The sequence below is a fragment of the Pseudomonas sp. NFIX10 genome, assembly GCF_900111955.1.
Taxonomy (GTDB): domain Bacteria; phylum Pseudomonadota; class Gammaproteobacteria; order Pseudomonadales; family Pseudomonadaceae; genus Aquipseudomonas; species Aquipseudomonas fluorescens_AA.
The window spans coordinates 43,135-62,829 of record NZ_FOKH01000041.1 but is presented as its reverse complement, the minus strand read 5'-3'; the positions used below and the strand labels follow the sequence as shown (position 1 = coordinate 62,829).

General features: G+C 60.5%; 17 protein-coding genes and 2 pseudogenes. 14 read left to right on the top strand and 5 right to left on the bottom strand.

The features are described from left to right. Positions 1 to 257 (top strand): transposase (locus BM321_RS27145; RefSeq protein WP_139236210.1); only part of this gene is annotated, 257 nt, incomplete at its 5' end. A gap of 12 nt (positions 258 to 269) precedes the next feature. On the opposite strand, the pseudogene BM321_RS27140 reads toward BM321_RS27145, so the two are convergent. Then, positions 270 to 1,165: pseudogene (locus BM321_RS27140) on the bottom strand (amino acid permease). Positions 1,166 to 1,711: 546 nt separating this feature from the next. On the opposite strand from BM321_RS27140, the gene BM321_RS27135 reads away from it, so the two are divergent. Together BM321_RS27135 and BM321_RS27130 are read left to right on the top strand one after the other, a co-directional pair. Further along, positions 1,712 to 3,259 (top strand): TerC family protein, encoded by a 1,548-nt coding sequence (locus BM321_RS27135; RefSeq protein WP_092445974.1) that lies wholly within the window; start codon positions 1,712 to 1,714, stop codon positions 3,257 to 3,259. 23 nt (positions 3,260 to 3,282) lie between these two features. Next, positions 3,283 to 4,213 (top strand): annotated as a pseudogene (locus BM321_RS27130) (NAD(P)/FAD-dependent oxidoreductase). Positions 4,214 to 4,250: 37 nt separating this feature from the next. Here the strand turns inward: BM321_RS27130 and BM321_RS27125 are convergent. Continuing rightward, on the bottom strand, positions 4,251 to 5,255 hold the full coding sequence (locus BM321_RS27125; RefSeq protein ID WP_092445972.1) for an NAD(P)-dependent oxidoreductase: 1,005 nt from the start codon (positions 5,253 to 5,255) through the stop codon (positions 4,251 to 4,253). 109 nt (positions 5,256 to 5,364) lie between these two features. Between BM321_RS27125 and BM321_RS27120 the strand changes: the two genes are divergently transcribed. The 3 genes from BM321_RS27120 (at position 5,365) to BM321_RS27110 (ending at position 7,424) form a co-directional block, all read left to right on the top strand. Continuing rightward, on the top strand, positions 5,365 to 5,979 hold the full coding sequence (locus tag BM321_RS27120) for a TetR/AcrR family transcriptional regulator (protein ID WP_175534980.1): 615 nt from the start codon (positions 5,365 to 5,367) through the stop codon (positions 5,977 to 5,979). A gap of 70 nt (positions 5,980 to 6,049) precedes the next feature. Then, positions 6,050 to 6,679, top strand: a complete 630-nt coding sequence (locus BM321_RS27115) for a LysE family translocator (protein WP_092445971.1) — start codon at positions 6,050 to 6,052, stop codon at positions 6,677 to 6,679. Between the two features lie 64 nt (positions 6,680 to 6,743). Further along, positions 6,744 to 7,424 carry a class I SAM-dependent methyltransferase gene (locus BM321_RS27110; protein ID WP_092445969.1) on the top strand — a complete coding sequence of 227 codons (681 nt, stop codon included), beginning with the start codon at positions 6,744 to 6,746 and terminating at the stop codon, positions 7,422 to 7,424. A 39-nt stretch (positions 7,425 to 7,463) separates the two neighbouring features. Here BM321_RS27110 and BM321_RS27105 read toward each other — a convergent pair whose 3' ends face one another. Beyond that, the gene (locus BM321_RS27105) at positions 7,464 to 8,705 is read right to left on the bottom strand and encodes an OprD family porin (protein WP_092445967.1); all 1,242 of its coding nucleotides are present in this window, start codon (positions 8,703 to 8,705) and stop codon (positions 7,464 to 7,466) included. A 242-nt stretch (positions 8,706 to 8,947) separates the two neighbouring features. Here BM321_RS27105 and BM321_RS27100 point away from each other — a divergent pair, with 242 nt between their 5' ends. From BM321_RS27100 to BM321_RS27085, 4 genes are all read left to right on the top strand, one after another. After that, positions 8,948 to 9,895: a LysR family transcriptional regulator gene (locus BM321_RS27100; RefSeq protein WP_092445966.1), complete on the top strand. Its 948-nt coding sequence runs from the start codon at positions 8,948 to 8,950 to the stop codon at positions 9,893 to 9,895. A gap of 90 nt (positions 9,896 to 9,985) precedes the next feature. After that, complete coding sequence (locus BM321_RS27095) at positions 9,986 to 10,777, top strand: putative hydro-lyase (protein WP_092445964.1); 792 nt, start codon at positions 9,986 to 9,988, stop codon at positions 10,775 to 10,777. 40 nt (positions 10,778 to 10,817) lie between these two features. Further along, complete coding sequence (locus BM321_RS27090; protein WP_092445963.1) at positions 10,818 to 11,351, top strand: hypothetical protein; 534 nt, start codon at positions 10,818 to 10,820, stop codon at positions 11,349 to 11,351. A gap of 60 nt (positions 11,352 to 11,411) precedes the next feature. Next, positions 11,412 to 12,332 carry a LysR family transcriptional regulator gene (locus tag BM321_RS27085; protein WP_092445961.1) on the top strand — a complete coding sequence of 307 codons (921 nt, stop codon included), beginning with the start codon at positions 11,412 to 11,414 and terminating at the stop codon, positions 12,330 to 12,332. A 3-nt stretch (positions 12,333 to 12,335) separates the two neighbouring features. On the opposite strand, the gene BM321_RS27080 is transcribed toward BM321_RS27085, so the two are convergent. Further along, positions 12,336 to 13,514: an FAD-dependent oxidoreductase gene (locus BM321_RS27080; RefSeq protein ID WP_092445959.1), complete on the bottom strand. Its 1,179-nt coding sequence runs from the start codon at positions 13,512 to 13,514 to the stop codon at positions 12,336 to 12,338. A 369-nt stretch (positions 13,515 to 13,883) separates the two neighbouring features. Between BM321_RS27080 and BM321_RS27070 the strand changes: the two genes are divergently transcribed. From BM321_RS27070 to BM321_RS27055, 4 genes are all read left to right on the top strand, one after another. Then, positions 13,884 to 15,263 (top strand): UDP-glucose dehydrogenase family protein, encoded by a 1,380-nt coding sequence (locus BM321_RS27070; protein ID WP_092445955.1) that lies wholly within the window; start codon positions 13,884 to 13,886, stop codon positions 15,261 to 15,263. 175 nt (positions 15,264 to 15,438) lie between these two features. After that, complete coding sequence (locus BM321_RS27065; protein WP_092445953.1) at positions 15,439 to 16,146, top strand: HPP family protein; 708 nt, start codon at positions 15,439 to 15,441, stop codon at positions 16,144 to 16,146. Between the two features lie 134 nt (positions 16,147 to 16,280). Then, complete coding sequence (locus BM321_RS27060; protein ID WP_092445951.1) at positions 16,281 to 17,387, top strand: enoyl-CoA hydratase/isomerase family protein; 1,107 nt, start codon at positions 16,281 to 16,283, stop codon at positions 17,385 to 17,387. 3 nt (positions 17,388 to 17,390) lie between these two features. After that, a complete protein-coding gene (locus BM321_RS27055; protein ID WP_092445948.1) occupies positions 17,391 to 18,542 on the top strand; it encodes an acyl-CoA dehydrogenase family protein in 1,152 nt (383 codons plus the stop codon). A gap of 375 nt (positions 18,543 to 18,917) precedes the next feature. Here BM321_RS27055 and BM321_RS27050 read toward each other — a convergent pair whose 3' ends face one another. After that, a complete protein-coding gene (locus tag BM321_RS27050; protein WP_024617255.1) occupies positions 18,918 to 19,691 on the bottom strand; it encodes an enoyl-CoA hydratase in 774 nt (257 codons plus the stop codon). Positions 19,692 to 19,695 lie beyond the last annotated feature (4 nt).

Here is a 19,695-nt window from a genome sequence, read left to right as displayed (position 1 = left end):
TCCCATTTTTTGTTTTCCCACCGGCCATTCGAAAAGTGATCTACACGACCAATGCAATCGAAAGCATCAACGCTCAACTGCGCAAGATCATTAAAACGAGAGGACACTTCCCAACCGATGACGCTGCAATCAAATTAATCTGGCTGGGCTTGCGCAATATCACGGCGAACTGGGGCAGTGCGGCCCACGACTGGAAAAGTGCCATGAATCAATTCGCGATCCTGTACGGGGACCGGTTCATCAGGCCGACGTGGTAAATGAAGGTCTGCCTAACGGCAGGCCGTTACCGGCCCGCACACAAAAAACCTGACACTCCCCAAGTAACCGGCACGCGACAGCGAGTAGATATTGCGTCCTGCGGCAAAGCTGCCGGCCAGGAACGACGCCGCCAACCCCAGCACTGCCACCGCTGACAACAGCTTGCTTGCGGTATGCCCGAAAATTTCCCGGAAGCCATCAAGCAACGGTTCCGAAGACGTACTCATGAAGAAGCTGCCGCCGCCGATCGATGCGCTGAAAAACAACACGCCCAATGCCAATACCGCAAGAATCACGGTGCCCCAGACCAATGCCAGCGGCAAATGCCGGGTCGGGTTATGCGACTCCTCGGCAGTCAGTGGCAATTGCTCAATGGCCAGAAACATGTAGACGGCAAACGGCAATGCAAGCATGACCCCGGTTAGTCCGAATGGCAGCCATGGCCCGTTACCGCCCTGCACTTCGACCGGCTTGCCTGTGGTGTCGACGGCAAGGTTCAGGGCATTGCCGGTAAAATCCATATGCGGGTAAGCCGTAATAAAGAACACGACCAGCACGGATACCGCCGCGATGGTAATGAGCACGACCGCGCGCATCGACACCCCCAAACCCCGGTTCGAAAGCACCAGCATGCAGGCATAACCGACCACCCACCAGACAGGTTGCCATTCAGGGCCGGTGCCGAAAATTGCAGTCAGGTAGGCCCCCATGAAAAACATATTCCCCGCAGGAGCCAGGATGAATTCGATGTTCTCCGCAAGCCCCGTACTGAATCCCCCCACGGGCCCATTGTCGTGCGCGCAAAAGAATAGGCACCGCCGGTATGCGGCAGCGCAGCCGCCATTTCGCCGATTGACGAGCAAAGAAACAGGTACATGACGGAAATGATCAGCAAGGCCAAAAACATGCCACCGAAGCCTTGAGCCAAGCCAAGGTTCCAACCGGAATACTGCCCCGCCACCACTGCACCGACACCGAGAATCAGCAGAGTGAAGAATCCTGCGTGACGCTGCAGACGACGCTGTTCAAAGTAACCGTTTTCCACACTCTGGTAGCTGATTCCTGATGGATTGGCTGCCGCCGTCGCCGTCATCGGCGCTTTTGTCGTCGTTCTGTCCACGCGGTGATCCTCCGATATCTCGTGCAGGGCAAACTCCCCGAACGTTATCTTCGAATGCACCGCGTAAACTGCCTATGTCTCCAAGGGGACATGTCGACGCACCGTGCTCATCAATCTCCCCTTGTCAGATCCTGTAATAAATCGTCTGGTATGAAGTATTGGAAACCGTTGTAGGATTTCTTCCCCGATCATTTCCAGGTCTGTATGAACACCCTCCAGGAACCTCCCAGTCGTCTTTCAAAGAACCGTTTTCTCTCCTGCGCCCCAGCGGCCTGCATACGCTCGTTGCAGCCCCCTTCCCTCGCATTGATCGTCCGAGGGAGCGAATAATCCATGGAATGGATCGTTGACCCCACGGCATGGCTAGGCCTGCTGACGTTGATCGTGCTGGAGCTGGTGCTCGGCATCGATAACCTGGTATTCATCGCCATCCTGGCCGACAAACTTCCACCCGAGCAGCGCGACCGTGCCCGCATCATCGGCCTGTCCCTAGCGTTGCTGATGCGCCTTGGCCTCCTCGCCAGCATCTCCTGGATGGTGACGTTGACCAACCCGCTGTTCGAGGTGTTCGGCAAGACGTTCTCGGGCCGGGATTTGATCATGCTATTCGGTGGTGTGTTCCTGTTGTTCAAGGCAACCATGGAGTTGCATGAGCGACTCGAGGGCCACGTGACGCAACGTTCCGGCAATGCCGCCTATGCGATGTTCTGGCCTATCGTTGCGCAGATTGTGGTGCTGGACGCGGTCTTTTCCCTGGATGCGGTGATCACGGCCGTGGGGATGGTGGAGCACCTGTCGGTCATGATGATCGCGGTGATGTTCTCGATCGGCTTGATGATGATCGCGAGCAAGCCGCTGACAAAATTCGTCAACGGCCACCCTACCGTCATCATGCTGTGCTTGGGCTTCCTGATGATGATCGGCTTCAGCCTCACGGCTGAAGGCCTGGGCTTCCACATCCCGAAAGGCTACTTGTACGCCGCGATTGGTTTCTCGATCCTGATCGAGCTGTTCAACCAGTTGGCGCGCTCGCGTCGCAAGAAAAGCCTGCAAGGTCTTCGGCCGATGCGCGAGCGTACCGCCCATGCGGTGTTGCGCCTGCTGGGCGGTCAGAAGCTGGGGCCCGATGAAGTCGGCGAGGAAATCGCCGATATGCTGGAAGGCGATGAACCGGAGCAGGTTTTCCATCGGCGCGAACGGGTCATGATCAGTGGCGTGCTGCAATTGGCCGAGCGCCCGATACGCAGCGTAATGACGCCTCGGGCGCAAATTGACCACCTCGACTTGGCAGACGCTCCGCAAGACATCCGTACGGCGCTGATGCACTCTTCTTATTCGCGCCTGCCGTTGATCCGCGAAGGGCGCGTGGATGAGCCGCTAGGCTTTGTCCATAAGAAAGAACTGCTCAAGGAAATACTGGCGGGCAATCAGCCGAACCTGGAAGTCATGGCGCGCAAAGCCATCAACCTGCTCGACAGCTTCACGATCCTCAATGCCCTGGAGCAAATGCGTAAAGAGTCGACCCACATCGCGTTCGTCGTGAACGAGTTCGGCGACTTCGTCGGCCTCCTCACCATGACTGACATCCTGGAATCCATTGCAGGTGAACTGCCGGACGCCAGTGAAATCGAAGGCCCGAATATCGTGCCCCAGCAAGACGGTTTCCTGGTCAGCGGCGCCCTGAATCTCAGTCAGGTCCGCGAACACATCGACTTCCAGGCGAAAGCGACAGAGGATTACGAGACGCTGGCTGGTTTGGTGATGAGCCTGTTGGATCGCTTGCCGATCATTGGCGACACGCTCAGTTGCCAAGGATGGAGCATGACCGTGATGGAGGTTGAAGAGCGTCGAGTGACCAGGGTGCTGTTGCGTAAGGAATAAGCACAGAGAAAGGAGCCGTGACGGTGAGTGTCGATATCGATTGCGTAGTCGTGGGTGCGGGTGTCGTCGGTCTTGCCGTCGCGCGCGGAATGGCCCTGGCAGGTCATGAAGTGCTGGTGATTGAAGCCGGAGAAGCGATTGGTATCGGCACAAGCTCGCGTAACTCGGAGGTGATCCATGCCGGGATCTACTACCCGCCCGGCAGCCTTAAAGCCAGGTTGTGCGTCGAGGGCAGGCCTGCACTTTATGCCTACTGCGATAGCCATGGCGTCAGCACACGTAAAACTGGAAAGCTGATCGTCGCCAAGGATGAAGCGCAAGTTCGCCAACTGGAAGTCTTGCTCGAGCGAGGACGGGTGAATGGCGTGGAGGATCTACGCCTGCTCGATCGTGAGCAAGCCCTCGCGCTGGAACCTGCGCTTGAATGCATCGCCGCGTTGTATTCGCCTTCGACCGGCATCGTCGATTCACATGGGTTGATGTTGGCGCTGCAGGGCGATGCCGAAGCGGCGGGCACCACCATCGCGTTCCACTCGCCCCTGACCAACGCCCAGGTCACCGCGCGCGCCCTTCACACATCTCATCTACCCCGCGCCGGAGGCCGCCGGCCTCGGGGTTCACATGACTTTGGACCTGGGCGGCCAAGCGCGTTTCGGCCCGGACACCGAATGGGTCGAGGTCGAGGACTATCGGGTCGATCCATCGCGGGCCAATGCCTTCTATTCAGCGATTCGCAGCTATTGGCCCGGTTTACCGGACAACAGTTTGCAACCCGGGTACAGCGGCATTCGCCCGAAAATTTCCGCACCTGGTGAACCTGCCAGCGACTTTCTCATCAGCAGTGAACGGCTGCACAACGTTCCGGGATTGATCAATCTGTTCGGGATCGAGTCGCCCGGGTTGACCTCTTGCCTTGCCATTGCCAAGCGGGTTCGGGAGCTGCTTGAACGCTAGCCACCGCGGGCCGCCTGGCTCGGGACTGCGCAGGTCATTACTCCGGCAGCTTGCGTAGCTCACCGCCCTCCTCCTTCAGGCGTTCCAGATACGCGCTGGCGTCCAACAGTTGATAAGGGAAATAAAGCCCTGGCGGAGTCGGTGGCTGGCCGTCCAACCCGAGCAGCCGTTCCAGGGTCATAGCGACGCTGAGACCGGTCAAGGGCGCAGCGCCTGCCGGATGGATGACCGCATGACGTGTATGCAGCGGTTCGCCCTTGAGGTCATCGCCAACCAGTTCGATGATGATCTCGGTAGACATCGGCCTACCTTGGCGTCGGCTTGAGCTTACCGCGGTGGCCATGTTGAACTGGACATTCGGTGCGCCCGTCGCCGCCGCCAGGCCAACGACATCAATGGACGAGAAGCCCCCAGCCTCGATTTGCGTACCATCCACCGCGCGGAAACTTGCCTTGGACTCCTCCCCTTCGCGCCAGACGAAGACACCGTCTCGGCGAGTCAGCGCGGCGGGCAGCATTTTGTTCAGGTGTTCAAAGTCGGTGGCGACGGTCGGGCCGCCGGTGTCCTGCTCATCGACCAGCGCGTTGATACGAATATCGTGGACTCGGCTGAATGCCCGGGCAATGCTCAGCGTCGACACTGTTGTCGCGCCAGCCATCCATTCGTAACCCAGGACAATGGGCGAGGCGTCAGGCCTGTGCATGTATGTCGCGATTTCCGGCGCGATCTCGAAAACACCGGAGGAAATGCTGAGGTGCGGCACGCCGCGCTTTTGCGCAAACCGCAACCCGGCAAGGGCGTGGTCCATGTAAAAGACCACGACGGCGCTGAGCGGGTGATCGCCGAGGCCCAGATCGTCGGCGGCAGAGTCAATCACCAGGCCCTGCGCCCCGCCAATGTGCTCCGCGGCGCGCTGAGCCTTGGCAAGGTCGCGACCACCGATCAACAGGGGTACGTCGGGATGAGCGGCGCGCAGCGCCCGGGCGGTGTGGTGGCCAATGGCGCCAGAACCGCCCATTAGCAAGATAGGATCAATTGACATGGTGTGTTCTCCTTGTCTCTGGTTATACCTACTTTCAGTAGGTAAGCTAACACAACATCACGCACTTCAACCTACCATTGGTAGGTTTTTTACGACCAGGAACGAAAACGTGCAGAAAAACACTGAGCAAAGCGCTATCAGTTCTCCTCCCCGCCGGCTTTCGAAAGCCGAACGGCGGCGCCAGCTGCTGGATACCGCGTTATTGATCGTGCGCGAGGAAGACGCGGATCGCTTGACCTTGGGGCATCTGGCCGTCCGCGCCGGCGTGTCCAAACCGGTGGTCTACGATCATTTCGGCACTCGCTCGGGCCTGTTGATCGAGCTCTACAAGTGGATCGATACCGAGCGGGTCACCGCGTTCCGTGATGCCATGTCCAAGACTGCGCGGAGCCTGGAGGAGACGGCCCAAGTCCTGGCCAGCGCCTACATTCAGTGCGCGGCGGATAACACCGACGAATTCCATGCCGTGGGTGCAGCCCTGGCCGGCAGCGAGGAGAAGGCGGCGGTGTTCCAGGAGCTTCTGGATAACTGCGTACAGATGTTCATGTCTGTGCTCGAACCTCATACGACGTGGTCAGCGGACGAACTTGAGCGATGCTGCATTGGCCTGGTTGGCGCGGGAGAAGCCCTGTCTGGCGCGTTGGTACGGGGGCGGCATGGCGAAGACGAGGTCATTGAGGCATTCGCTTTACTGATCCGCAGTATCACTGTTGCTATCAGATAAGCCCGGACTGTAACTGACGCACTCCTCGCCCTTCGCTTACTGTCGAGGCTCATCCCTCGGAGTGATCCCCATGCCGGATACCGCCAATCTCTACCTGTTCGTGGTCGCTGTCGTGCTTTTGCTGATCGTTCCGGGGCCCAACATGGCCTTTGTCACCAGCCATGCGTTGGCCCACGGCTGGCGTGCCGGCGTCGCGGCCGCCCTCGGCATCGCCTTCTCGGACGTGCTGATGACGCTGATGGTCAGCGCTGGCATTGGCGCGCTGGTCATGAGCTGGGCGCCAGCGTTCGACGTGCTACGCCTGGCCGGGGCCGGTTATCTGCTGTGGCTGGCCTGGCAAGCACTCAAAACGCCGGCAGCGACGCAGGATAGCCAGCTCCAGGCGGCTTCGCTGTGGAAAATCTTCTGCCGAGGCACCCTCAACAGCCTCTTGAATCCCAAGGCGCTGCTGTTCTTCATGGTGTTCCTGCCCCAGTTCGTCAACCTCAAGGCCGGCGGCGTGAGCCTGCAGTTGATCTTCCTCGGAGCCTTGCTGGCACTGATTGCACTGCTCTTCCATACATTGCTGGGTGTTTGCGCCGCCCAGCTCAGGGCAAAACTGGCAAGCGGTGGGATTTCAAGACGCCTGGGCACCTATGGTTTTGCCGGGGTCATGGCAGCGCTGGCGGCGCGCCTGTTGTTTCTTGACCGACCGCTTTGAGCTACGAGGCCCCTGCGCCAGCCGTTGTCCTATGCTTAGTCGACCTATTGCCGGAGCTGGATCGATGTCGCTCTCCGAAACCACCCTCCTCCAAAGCTGGCACCACAATGCCCAAGCCTGGATCGACGCCATCCGCACCGGTGCCATCGAAAGCCGTCAGACGGTCACCGACCAGGCCATGCTGCTGGCGGTACTGAGCCGTCAGCCCGAGCGAGTGCTGGATCTGGGCTGCGGCGAAGGTTGGTTGTTGCGGGCGCTGGCTGAACAGGGTGTCGAGGCGGTGGGTGTGGATGGCGACGGGACGTTGGTCGAGGCGGCCCGGGCGTCGGGATCTTCGCCGGTGCATTTGGCAAGCTATGAAGCCCTGGTAGAGGCGAAGGTGGACGTCGGCAGCGGCTACGAACTGATCTGCGCCAACTTCGCCCTGTTGCATCAGGACATCATCCCGCTGCTCGCCGCCATGAACGCCCTACTCAGCCCTGGCGGTGCACTGGTGATCCAGACGTTGCACCCCTGGACCGTGGCGGCGGGCAATTATCAGGACGGCTGGCGAGAAGAGACCTTCGATGGGTTCAAAGGCCAATGGCAGCCGATGCCGTGGTACTTCCGCACCTTGTCCAGCTGGCTCAATGCCTTGGACATGGCGGGTTTTCGACTGGTGGGCCTGCAGGAGCCGCAGCACCCGCAAAGCCCGGTGCCGCAATCATTGCTTCTGGTGGCCGAGCAATCCCCGTCATGGCGTTAGCGACTCGACCGTCCCCCCTTCGGTATTACCGGAATATCTTTACCACAGCGCCATCGTATAGCTGACGATCAGCCGATTTTCATCAAGGTCATTGCCGAAATTCGAGCGCACCGTCGCGGTGCGCCATTTCAAGCCCAGCCCCTTCAACGTGCCGTCTTGCACCACATAGGCAATGTCCGTGTTGCGCTCCCATTCCTTGCCTTCGCCCGCGGCGCTGCGCTGGACGTTGTCGCCAGTGATGTATCGAGTCATGAAGGTCAGCCCGGGCACGCCAATGGCCGCGAAGTTGTAGTCATAACGCGCTTGCCAGGAACGCTCGTCGATATTGGCGAAGTCGCCGATCTGCACGAAGTTGACCAGGTACGGGTCGCTGCGGCCGATGTAGGGGAACGGATCGTCACCGCTCATGCGCTGGTAGCCAAGGCCCAGGGCATGGCCCGCCAGGCTGTAGGTGAACAAGGCGCCGAAGGCCTGGTTGTCGAGATCGCGGAAGCTGCCGTCTTCGGCGCTGCGGGAATAACGCACGTCACTCTTGAATGACTGGCCTGCGCCCAGGTCCAGGGTGTGGACGAACCCGAGGTAGTTTTGCTGGTAGATGTCTTGCAACTGGCTATAGCGGTATTGCGCCGTGAGGTTCGGCAGGAACTGATAGTCCGCCCCGGCGAACCGGAACTGGTCACTGCTGCCACCGATGCGGTTGGCGATCATGTCTTGGTAGTCGGTGGAGTCGACAAAGTTGATCTGCGTGAGTTGCCCAGCGGTCAGCTTCAAGCGATCGATTTCCTGCACGCTCAGTAGCCCACCCTTGAACGTTCCCGGTAACAGGCGCGTGTCGTTGGAACTCACCGCCGGGTCCTTGATCTGCAACGTCCCCAGTTTCAAGGTGCTATTGGACAGGCGCACCTTGGCGGTCAGGCCCCATTCGCCATAATGGTCCTGGGAGCCGCCAGACAAATCCGCCGGCAACAGATTGGTGCCAGCCGTGCCGCCGCCGGAGTCCAGCTTGAAACCGGCCATGCCCAAGGCATCGAGGCCGAAACCCACGGTTCCGGCGGTGTATCCCGATTCCATCCGCAGCAGGAAGCCCTGGGCCCATTCCTCGGCCTTGTCCCGCGCCCCTTCCTGGCGAAAGTCGCGGTTGAAGTAGAAGTTGCGGGCCTCCAGGCTGCCTTTGCTGTCGGCGATGAAGTCAGCCTGGGCGCACGGCACGCCGATCAGGCTCAGGCCGAGCAAGGTGCCCGCCGAGGTGCAGGTCCATCGAGGGAATGTGGCATGTTGCATGGCGCGCTCCTTTTATGGGCGCGAGCGAACCCACCAGGGGCTGTGCGCACGCCTCGTTATTGTTGTCATGGGGGTGTCGGCGCGGTGGGGCTGCGTCGTGGAGCGGATTCTTGGTGCCGGATCCGCGCAGCGTCAAACGGGAAAAAAGCCGGATCGGGCATAAGAAAATTTGATGCATCCGATGGCCCGATCTGGAGTAACAATTGCAATCATAAGAACCAAACGCCCCCCAGAGAGCCTTCATGAACCTCAAATTCCTCGAAACCTTCGTCTGGGTCGCCCGGCTGCAAAGCTTCAGCCTCACCGCCGAGAAGATGTTCAGCACCCAGGCGGCGATCTCCAGCCGGATCGCTTCGCTGGAAGAGGAACTGGGCCTGCGCCTGTTCGTGCGGGATTCGCGCGGGGTCTCGCTGACACCCGAAGGTCTCAAGGTGCTCGACTACGCCCAACAGATGCTCGACGTCCAACGGGCGTTGAAGCAATCACTGGACACCAGCAGCCCGCAGCAAGGCCTGGTGCGCATCGGCGTGATGGATACGGTGATCCATACCTGGCTCAGCCCATTGATGTCGATGCTGATGCAGGCCTTCCCCGCCGTGGAAATCGAAATCACCGCCGATGCCGCACGCAACCTCTGTGAGCAATTGCAGAAAGGCTACTTGGACATCGTGTTCCAGACCGATCTGGTGCGCCACGAAAGCGTGCGCAATCTGGAACTGGGGCACTACCCCATGCACTGGATCGCCGCTAGCCAGTCGATCTATGCCCGACCCTATGGGTCGTTGGTGGAGATGGCCAGCGAGCGCATCATCACCTTCGTCAAGCATTCGCGACCGCATCAGGACGTGCTCAACCTGCTGTACGTCCATGGCGTGAGTGCGCCCCGGGTCAGTTGCGTCAATTCGGTCTCGGCCATGACCCGGCTGATTCGTGACGGTTTCGGCATCGGCGCCTTGCCGGCCGCACTGGTGGCCAAGCCCCTGGCCAGCGGCGAATTGATCCAGCTCGAACCCGGTACCGCCCTGCCCCAACTGGACGTGGTTGCGTCCTGGCGCGCTGGCGTCGGCCTGGAGTTGATCGAGAACATCGTCCAGATGAGCCGCCAGGTGGTCAGCCAGTACGCCGTCGATGTCGGGCCGTTACGCATGGTGGCCGCCCCCGGTCTGAACAGCCAGGTGCCGCTTGAATAACTTTTAGTTGTCGCGGGGTACCAATATTCCTTGTTGGACGTCCTCACCACGGTGTTCTCAAAGTAGCGAACGAACACTTGGAGCCCCGTGATGACGTCCTTCGAACAACTGCAGCAATGCACGCCTCTCGTCCTGCGCCAAAGCATCGCCGCCGGCCAGTACCAGGGCCATACCAGCGGCCTGGGCCAGGGTCGCGTGCAAGCCAATATCGTGATTCTGCCCGGCGACTGGGCCAATGAATTCCTGCGCTACTGCACCCTCAACCGCCAGGCCTGCCCGGTGCTTGACGTGACCGAGCCAGGGGATCCGTTCTTCCGCAACCTGGGCGCCGCCATCGATATCCGTCATGAAGTGCCTCAATACCGGGTCTATCGCCACGGCGAGTTGAGCGAATCGCCGGTGGACATCGAACACCTGTGGCAGGACGATCTGGTGGCCTTCGCCCTCGGTTGCTCGTTCTCCTTCGAACAACCCTTGCTGGAGGCCGGCATTCGTTTGCGGCACATTGAACTGGGGCGCAATGTCGCGATGTTCCAGACCAACATCGACACGCGACCCACCGCTCGCCTGTCTGGCAAGATGGTGGTGAGCATGCGGCCGATGAAAGCCGCCGCGGCCATCCAGGCGATCCAGATTACCGGGCGCATGCCCAATGTTCATGGCGCCCCGGTGCACATCGGCGATCCATCGCTGATCGGCATTCAATCCCTGGATACGCCGGACTACGGCGATGCCGTACCGGTGGAAGCGGATGAGATCCCAGTATTCTGGGCCTGCGGCGTGACGCCTCAATCGGTGGTCCAGGCCTCGCGTCCACCGCTGTGCATTACCCACGCCCCGGGCTGCATGCTGGTGACGGACTTATTGAACAGTGAGTTGTAGGCCTCGAACCAGGCTGCTTTTCAACTTGAAGGGATACACGATGAATACTGCTCAGTTCTCGATTCAACAGTACATCCGAGCCAAGGACGGCAACCGCCCGCACCTGCTGGACCAGGCCTTTACAGCGACGGCTATTCTGGACATGGTCGTGCACACCGGCGCCATCACGTTTCCCGACCACGTTGAAGGCCGTGCCGCCATTGGCGATGTGCTGGTCCGTCGCTTCGGCCAGACCTTCGAAAACGTCTACACGTTCTGCCTCGCCGCCCCTCCGCCGGCAAACGCCGAAGCGTTCCAGTGCAAATGGCTGGTGGCGATGTCAGACAAGAACAGCGGCGAGGCGCGTGTCGGTTGTGGCCTGTACGACTGGCGGTTCGATTCGCGGTCGCAACGGGTCGAGCGATTGACCATCACCATCGAACACATGAAGACCCTGCCGGCGACCAATTTGCCGATGATCATGGCCTGGGTATCGACGTTGGACTATCCATGGTGCCGGCCCGAGGCGATGATTGATAACGCGCCGGACTCAGGCGCGCTTCAGGACGTGATCCACTACGTGGCGGATCTCTGACCAGCCCGGCCCCCCGCGCTTTCAGGACTCTTGCATGACTGTTCCAAGGAATCGCCCCCAGTGAACATCAAGTTTCTCGAAACCTTCGTCTGGGTGGCCCGCCTGAAGAGCTTTCGCCTCACCGCGGAAAAGCTGTTCACCACCCAGGCCTCCATTTCCAGCCGGATCGCCGCCCTGGAAGACGAAATGGGCGTGCGCCTGTTCGTGCGTGACTCCAAAGGAGTGTCGCTGACCTCCGAAGGCCAGCGCGTGCTGGAATACGCCGAGCGCATCATGGACACCCTGCAAAGCATGAAGGCCGTGATCAAGGATCCGCGCCAGGTGCGCGGCCGGATCCGCATCGGCGCGATGGACACGGTGATCCACACCTGGCTCAGTCCCTTGGTGACACGCCTGATGGAATGCTACCCGGCGCTGGAAATCGAACTGTCGGCCGACACCGCGAGCAACCTTTGCTCACAGCTGGAAAAAGGCTACCAGGACATCATTTTCCAGACCGACATCCTGCGCCTGGACAGCGTGCGCAATGCGTTGCTGGCCCGTTACCCGATGCACTGGGTGGTGCGCACCGGCTCCGCCTATGACCGAGCCTATGAGTCACTGGAAGATCTGTCCCAGGAACGCATCGTGACATTTTCACGCAACTCACGCCCCCACCAGGACATCCTCAACCTGCTGCATTCGGCCAACATCGTCTCGCCACGCATCAACTGCGTGAACTCGGCCTCGGCCATCACCCGCCTGGTTCGCGACGGCTTTGGCATCGGCGCCATGCCCGCAGCGCTGGTGGTCGGCGAACTGGCCCAGGGTACATTGACCTTGGTGGACGGCGTGCCGCTGCCATCAGTCATGGACATCGTCGCCAGTTGGCGGACCGGCGCCGGAATGGAGCGGGTGGAAGACATCGTCAGCCTGACCCGGGAAGTGGTTGGCGAGTTCGTCGCGCAATTGCCTGCGGCCTACCGACTGGATGCGATTTGAGGTTCAGTAGCGCAATCCCGCCATGACGGCAGCCAGCTGTTCGACGGCATCAGACGCTTCCTGAAAGTCAGGGCTGTCATCCTCATTGTTATAGCTTCCTGCCCGATCGATGTACTGCACGACCAGGCCGTCTCGTCGAGGAATGAAGAGAAAGTCCTGAGCTCGGATTGCATACTTGATTTCCGGTTGCTGAACGAGCCGTGCCGTTTGCCCACGAATCGCGACAATCTCCGGATCGTTGAACAGTGTCTTTGCGCCGTAGCCCGTAGCGTTGATGATTGTTTTCTCGGGCAGGCTCAACAGCTCCTCCGCGCTTTCAAAATGGCGGATATGAATCTTCCCTCCCGCTGCCAGGAAGTCCGACAACAACAGGCGGGCGTAGCTATTGATGTTGAACAACAGGTTTTGCCACCGGCGAACATAAGGGTATGAAAACGGATGCTCATCGGGCGCAAGGTCCATCTGTATCGGCTGATAACGGCGGTTGGGATTGTTGAATTTCGCGAATTCCGGTTCTCCGCGGGGCGCCGCAACGTCGAATGACGAGTTGCTTAACTTGTAACCGTAATACCATTGCACTGGATCGCCGGGCAGCCCCAGCAGGTCTTGATACATCTTGTAGGAGAAGTCCGCCATTTCAATCCAGCGACGGCACCATCTGGAAGCAAAGGCTGCAACGCAGAACTGGGAGTCCGGTGACCAATGCCCCGTCGCGCCCATGGACGCTACCTGAGGCGGAATCTCTTTTGCATAGAGGGTAACCGGCAAACCGGCACGCTGAGCGAGAATGGCAGAGGTAAGGCCTATTGGACCGCAGCCGATTACGCCCAGGCGCCTAGTGTTCCTGGCTTTTTTTTGCAGAAGCTGGAGTGCAATCCGGCTCGATCCCCAGGACAAAGACCAGCCGCTGCCACCGTGGCCATAGTTGTGCACGATCAGTTTATTGCCCAATTGCTGTGTTTCAATCCGTGGCCCGGTCAATCGGAATGGCCTGAGGCACGTATAGATCTCGGTAATACGGTCCACACGGGCGTCGATGGGAGCAAGTGAAACGCTTCCTCGACTGGCAACACCGCGATGTGTGGGTTCGCCCCGTGGAACCGTCACGCCTATAGCCTGAGGGGCCGCTGATGCTAAAGCCAGCGTGGCACCCATGCCTTGAAAGAAATCGCGTCTATTCATGCGTCATGATCACCTTGGGGAAGCATTTGAGAATCACCCACCAGCGCGCTCCTCCTGGACTTGGCCACAAAATGATCGAAGTACTGATTTAGCAGAGAGCGTGCAATTGCCACGATTGTGTTGAACGAGAGACCCAAGAGGAAATAAGCAGATTCCGATAGGTGCGTGAGACGTTTCTTTAAAGGGCCAAGTGTTTCATCGCCAGCCACTCGGACCATCCGCCGATTGATCCAGGCCACCTTCAGTTGAGGCCCCAGGGGCCGCGCCTGTCAGCGAACTGCAACATCCCCGACTTATTCTGAACCAAGCGCACTGCGGCGAACGCTGGTTGTGCATGTCGCTCGCTCGGAATGATCCAGGGAATCCGCCATGAAGATCAGTGTATTCGGAAGTGGTTACGTAGGGCTGGTGCAAGCCGCTGTGTTGGCCGAGGTGGGCCATGACGTGGTGTGCATGGACATCGACGAGCGCAAGGTCGACAGCCTTCGGCAAGGCCAGGTGAGTATTTTCGAGCCCGGCCTGGCCGCGCTGGTGCGCGAAGGGCTGGAGGCCGGGCGTTTGCACTTCACCTGCGACGAACAGCTTGCCGTGCAACACGGCCAAGTGCTGTTTATCGCGGTGGGTACGCCCTCCCGGGACGATGGCAGTGCCGACCTGAGCCAGGTGCTGGCCGTTGGCGAGGCCGTCGCCCGTTATCGCGAGCAACCGCTTATTGTGGTTGAGAAGTCCACCGTGCCGGTGGGCACCGGTGACGTGCTGCGGGCGCACATCGACAAATGCCTGCTCAAGGCCAGTCGCTTGCTGCAGTTCGATATCGTCTCCAACCCCGAATTCCTCAAGGAAGGCTCGGCCGTCGCCGATTGCCGGCGTCCGGATCGCATCGTGATCGGCTGCGAGCGCGATGAAGTGCGCGAAACCATGCGCGACCTGTACGCACCGTTCAACCGCAACCACGACCGGGTCCTGTTCATGGACCTGCGCAGCGCCGAGCTGACCAAGTACGCCGCCAACGGCATGCTGGCGACCAAGATCAGCTTTATCAACCAGATCGCCGAACTGGCCGAACACCTGGGGGCCGACATCGAGTCCGTGCGCCTGGGCATCGGCGCCGACTCGCGCATCGGCTACCACTTCATCTATCCGGGATGCGGCTACGGCGGCTCGTGCTTTCCCAAGGACATGCGCGCCCTGATCCACACCGCCAAGCAGGCGCACTGTTCCAGTGACCTGCTGCAGGCGGTGGAAGCCATCAACGGTCGACAGAAACACAAGCTGTTCGAGCGGATCAACGCGTTCTACCAGGGCGATCTGCGCGGCAAGACCTTCGCACTGTGGGGCCTGGCCTTCAAACCCAACACCGACGACATGCGCGATGCGCCGAGCCGCACCCTGCTGGAGTCGCTCTGGGCTGCGGGAGCCAGTGTCCGCGCCTTTGACCCCGAGGCGATGCAGCAGACGCAACTGCTCTATCCCGACGAAACCCGACTCATGCTGATGGGCACGCCGGAATCGGTGTTGCCGGGAGCCGACGCGCTGGTCATCTGCACCGAATGGCAGCCCTTCAAGGCGCCGGACTTCGAGCTGATCCGACAGCGGCTCAAGGCTCCGGTGATTTTCGACGGTCGCAACCTGTTCGACCCGGAACGCATGGCCGACAAGGGCTTTACCTATTTTCCGATGGGCCGTGGCCAGTCATGCAACCTGCCCATCGCCCAGCAAACGTGGTTCCCTGCCTCGAGAAGCGCTTGAGCCTGACCGTTACCTCAAAATTAATGCACTCAACCAGCATTAATATGAATTTGTAAGCAAGGGTTGTGACCGGCACACTGTGCAGCGTTCCTCCCCCAACTGTTGGAACATTTAAAGGGCTTTCTGGGATTATCCCGTAAGCCCCTTTTTTGTTCGTTTTTTGGATTCTCGCTTAATGCTTTCTCGCTGGTTTCCCGCTGCTATCAATACGTGCCCCACCGAATGGAGCCGCGCCGCCATCGGCATGGCCCTGGGAACGATGTTCAGTGTCTGGCTATGTGGGCAGGTCTTTGGCCTTGAGGTGGCGCAACACCTGATCGGCCCCCTCGGCGCGTCGGCCGTGCTGTTGTTTGCCGTGTCCTCAGGCGCCCTCGCCCAGCCCTGGTCGATTGTCGGCGGTTACCTCTGTGCATCGGTCGTGGCACTGCTGGTGGCCCATGTATTGGGGCGGACGCTGGGCAGCGCCTGCCTGGCGGCCGGCATGGCGCTGGTATTGATGTGCTGGCTGCGTTGCCTGCACCCACCGGCAGGCGCCCTGGCGGCGACCTTGGTGCTGGCGGATCCGTCCATCGTCGCCCTGGACTGGCAGGCGGTCGGCGCGGCCATGTTGGCCGGCTCCGGGTTGCTCGCCTTTGCGCTGGCCTACAACAACCTGACGCGGGTGCGCTATCCCAAGCGCGCCAGCGAACCGGTGGCCGTCATACCGTCTGACCATCCTCCCGTCGACCGCCAGGCCATCACCGCCGAAGACCTGAAATTGGCCCTGGCGGAAATGGAGGCCTTCTTCGACGTCACCCCGGAAGATCTTGAACAACTGATCCATGCCAGCGAGCGAAACGCCAGGCGCCGCAGCATCGCGCAGGTCCTTTCCGGTCGCGGTTGAGCCTGTGACTGCTATAAATATGCAGACAGGACCTGCACGTATCCCGGTTGTGCAAGGCAAATTTGCACTGGTACGATCCTGAACGGGTACGCGCGACACCATTCGTAAAAAACAATAAAAGCAGGGAGTTAGCGATGACAGCTCAGGTTTCATCCCAAGCTGCGGAAACCATGGAAACCGTGGCCCACGAGGTGCTGGTCGACGTTCGCAATCACATTGGCCATTTGACCCTGAACCGCCCCGCCGGCCTGAATGCCCTCACCTTGGGCATGGTGCGCAGCTTGCAGCAACAACTCGATACTTGGGCACTCGACCCACACATTCGCGCGGTGGTACTGCGTGGCGCGGGCGACAAAGCCTTCTGCTCCGGCGGTGATATCCGCTCGCTGTACGACAGCCACCAGCAGGGCGACACCCTGCATGAAGATTTCTTCGTCGAGGAATACGCCCTCGACCTGACGATCCACCATTACCGCAAACCGATCCTCGCCTTGATGGATGGCTTCGTACTGGGCGGCGGCATGGGCCTGGTGCAAGGCGCCGACCTGCGGATCGTGACTGAACGCAGTCGCCTGGGCATGCCGGAAGTCGCCATCGGTTATTTCCCGGACGTGGGCGGCAGTTATTTCCTGCCGCGCATTCCCGGTGAGTTGGGGATCTACCTGGGGGTCAGCGGCGTACAGATCCGTGCCGCCGACGCGCTGTACTGTGGGTTGGCCGACTGGTATCTCGACAGCCGCAGACTCAAACAGCTCGACGAGCGCCTCGATCGGCTGGAATGGCACGACACGCCGCTCAAGGACCTGCAAAGCCTGCTGGCCAAACTCGGCCAGCAACAACTCCCTGCGCCCCCCCTGGCCGATTTGCGGCCGGCCATTGACCATTTTTTTGCCCTGCCCGATGTACCAAGCATGGTCGAGCAGTTGCGCCAGGTCTCTGTCGCCAACAGCCACGAATGGGCGCTGAAGACCGCCGACGTGCTGGACAGTCGCTCGCCCCTGGCCATGGCCGTGACCCTGGAAATGCTGCGGCGCGGTCGGCATTTGAGCCTGGAAGACTGTTTTGCCCTGGAACTGCACCTGGACCGGCAATGGTTCGAACGCGGTGACCTGATCGAAGGCGTGCGCGCCTTGCTGATCGACAAAGACAAAAATCCGCGCTGGAACCCGCCGACCCTGGAGGCGCTGGACGCCGACCATGTGGCGAGTTTCTTCGACGGCTTCGACGACCACGGGAACTGAGCCATGCACGACCTCGAATTGACCGAAGAACAAGTGATGATCCGCGACATGGCCCGGGACTTCGCCCGTGGTGAAATCGCCCCCCATGCCCAAGCGTGGGAAAAGGCCGGCTGGATTGACGACGGCCTGGTGGCGAAGATGGGTGAACTGGGCCTGCTGGGGATGGCGGTACCGGAAGAATGGGGCGGCACCTACGTCGATTACGTGGCCTATGCCCTGGCGGTGGAGGAAATCTCCGCGGGCGACGGTGCCACCGGGGCGCTGATGAGCATCCACAACTCGGTGGGTTGCGGGCCGGTCCTGAATTTTGGCACCGTTGAACAGAAACAGACCTGGCTGGCCGAGCTCGCCAGCGGTCAGGCCATTGGCTGCTTCTGCCTGACCGAACCCCAGGCCGGTTCCGAAGCCCACAACCTGCGCACCCGCGCCGAACTGCGCGATGGCCAGTGGGTGATCAACGGCGCCAAGCAGTTCGTCAGCAACGGCAAGCGGGCGAAACTGGCCATCGTGTTTGCCGTGACGGACCCGGAGCTGGGCAAAAAAGGCATTTCGGCGTTCCTGGTGCCCACGGATACACCCGGGTTCATCGTCGATCGTACCGAACACAAGATGGGCATCCGCGCTTCGGACACCTGCGCGGTCACCTTGAGCAACTGCACCATCCCCGAGGCCAACCTGCTGGGCGCGCGAGGCAAAGGCTTGGCCATCGCGCTGTCCAACCTGGAAGGCGGTCGCATCGGCATCGCGGCGCAAGCCTTGGGCATCGCTCGCGCGGCGTTCGAAGCGGCGCTGGCCTACGCGCGCGATCGCGTCCAGTTCGACAAGCCGATCATCGAACACCAGAGCATCGCCAACCTGCTGGCCGACATGCACACCCGCATCAACGCCACCCGCCTGCTCATCCTCCACGCCGCCCGCCTGCGCAGCGCCGGCAAGCCATGCCTGTCGGAAGCCTCCCAGGCCAAGCTGTTTGCCTCGGAAATGGCCGAGAAGGTCTGCTCCTCGGCCATACAGATTCACGGTGGGTACGGGTACCTCGAGGACTACCCGGTAGAACGCTATTACCGCGATGCGCGGATCACCCAGATCTACGAAGGATCGAGCGAGATACAGCGGATGGTCATCGCTCGGGAACTCAAGCACTACCTGGTGTGACAGCAGGAAAAGCATCGCGAGCAGGCTCGCTCCCACAAGGTCCAGTGGTGTACGCAAATGCTGCGTACACTTGAGATCCAGTGTGGGAGCGGGCTTGCTCGCGAAAGCGGTGGGTCAGTCACTTCCATGCTGAATGTGCCGGCGTCTTCGCGGGCAAGCCCGCTCCCACAGGGGGCGGTGGCATATGCAAATGCTGCGTGCACCTGAGATCCAGTGTGGGAGCGAGCTTGCTCGCGAAAGCGGTGGGTCTGTTACTTCTATCTGGATGTGCCGGCGTCTTCGCGGGCAAGCCCGCTCCCACAGGGTTTGATGGTGTACACCGCAAATCCATTGTGGGAGCGAGCTTGCTCGCGATGGCGTCAGTCGGAACGCACCTTATTTGTCCTGGAACTCCGCCGCGCGCTTGGCCACGAATGCCGCCATGCCTTCCTTCTGATCCTGCGTCGCAAACGCGGCGTGGAATACCCGGCGCTCGAAACGTACACCTTCGGACAGGCTGACTTCAAACGCGCGGTTGACGCTTTCCTTGACCATCATGCTGATGGGCACCGACTTGGAGGCGATCAACGCTGCGGTTTTCAGCGCATCGTCCAGCAGTTCATCGGCCGGCACGATCCGCGCGACGATGCCGCAGCGCTCGGCTTCTACCGCGTCGATAAAGCGCCCGGTCAGGCACATTTCCATGGCCTTGGCCTTGCCCACCGCCCGAGTCAGGCGCTGGGTGCCGCCCATGCCCGGCAGCACGCCGAGGTTGATTTCCGGTTGGCCGAACTTGGCATTGTCGCCGGCCAGGATGAAGTCGCACATCAACGCCAGTTCGCAACCACCGCCCAAGGCAAAACCGTTCACCGCCGCGATGATCGGCTTGCGACGGTTGGCCACACGGTCACTGTCGCTGAACAGGTCGTCCAGATAGATCTGCGGGTAGGTTAGCTCGGCCATTTCCTTGATGTCGGCACCGGCGGCGAAGGCTTTTTTCGAGCCCGTCAGCACGATGCAGCCGATCTTCGGATCCGCCTCCAGGCTGTCCAGGGCCTGGTTCAGTTCGCTGACGATCTGCGCATTCAAGGCGTTCAAGGCCTGGGGACGGTTGAGGGTGATCAGGCCGACGCGGTCCTTGATCTCCAATAAAATCGTTTCGTAGCTCATGCAG

What these genes read in the sequence shown, in the direction of transcription:
- BM321_RS27105 (WP_092445967.1), bottom strand. Translation starts at nt 8,705, where the DNA reads ATGCAACATGCCACATTCCCTCGATGGACCTGCACCTCGGCGGGCACC.
- BM321_RS27110 (WP_092445969.1), top strand. Translation starts at nt 6,744, where the DNA reads ATGTCGCTCTCCGAAACCACCCTCCTCCAAAGCTGGCACCACAATGCC.
- BM321_RS27115 (WP_092445971.1), top strand. Translation starts at nt 6,050, where the DNA reads ATGCCGGATACCGCCAATCTCTACCTGTTCGTGGTCGCTGTCGTGCTT.
- BM321_RS27100 (WP_092445966.1), top strand. Translation starts at nt 8,948, where the DNA reads ATGAACCTCAAATTCCTCGAAACCTTCGTCTGGGTCGCCCGGCTGCAA.
- BM321_RS27050 (WP_024617255.1), bottom strand. Translation starts at nt 19,691, where the DNA reads ATGAGCTACGAAACGATTTTATTGGAGATCAAGGACCGCGTCGGCCTG.
- BM321_RS27125 (WP_092445972.1), bottom strand. Translation starts at nt 5,255, where the DNA reads ATGTCAATTGATCCTATCTTGCTAATGGGCGGTTCTGGCGCCATTGGC.
- BM321_RS27135 (WP_092445974.1), top strand. Translation starts at nt 1,712, where the DNA reads ATGGAATGGATCGTTGACCCCACGGCATGGCTAGGCCTGCTGACGTTG.
- BM321_RS27060 (WP_092445951.1), top strand. Translation starts at nt 16,281, where the DNA reads ATGACAGCTCAGGTTTCATCCCAAGCTGCGGAAACCATGGAAACCGTG.
- BM321_RS27065 (WP_092445953.1), top strand. Translation starts at nt 15,439, where the DNA reads ATGCTTTCTCGCTGGTTTCCCGCTGCTATCAATACGTGCCCCACCGAA.
- BM321_RS27095 (WP_092445964.1), top strand. Translation starts at nt 9,986, where the DNA reads ATGACGTCCTTCGAACAACTGCAGCAATGCACGCCTCTCGTCCTGCGC.
- BM321_RS27080 (WP_092445959.1), bottom strand. Translation starts at nt 13,514, where the DNA reads ATGAATAGACGCGATTTCTTTCAAGGCATGGGTGCCACGCTGGCTTTA.
- BM321_RS27090 (WP_092445963.1), top strand. Translation starts at nt 10,818, where the DNA reads ATGAATACTGCTCAGTTCTCGATTCAACAGTACATCCGAGCCAAGGAC.
- BM321_RS27070 (WP_092445955.1), top strand. Translation starts at nt 13,884, where the DNA reads ATGAAGATCAGTGTATTCGGAAGTGGTTACGTAGGGCTGGTGCAAGCC.
- BM321_RS27055 (WP_092445948.1), top strand. Translation starts at nt 17,391, where the DNA reads ATGCACGACCTCGAATTGACCGAAGAACAAGTGATGATCCGCGACATG.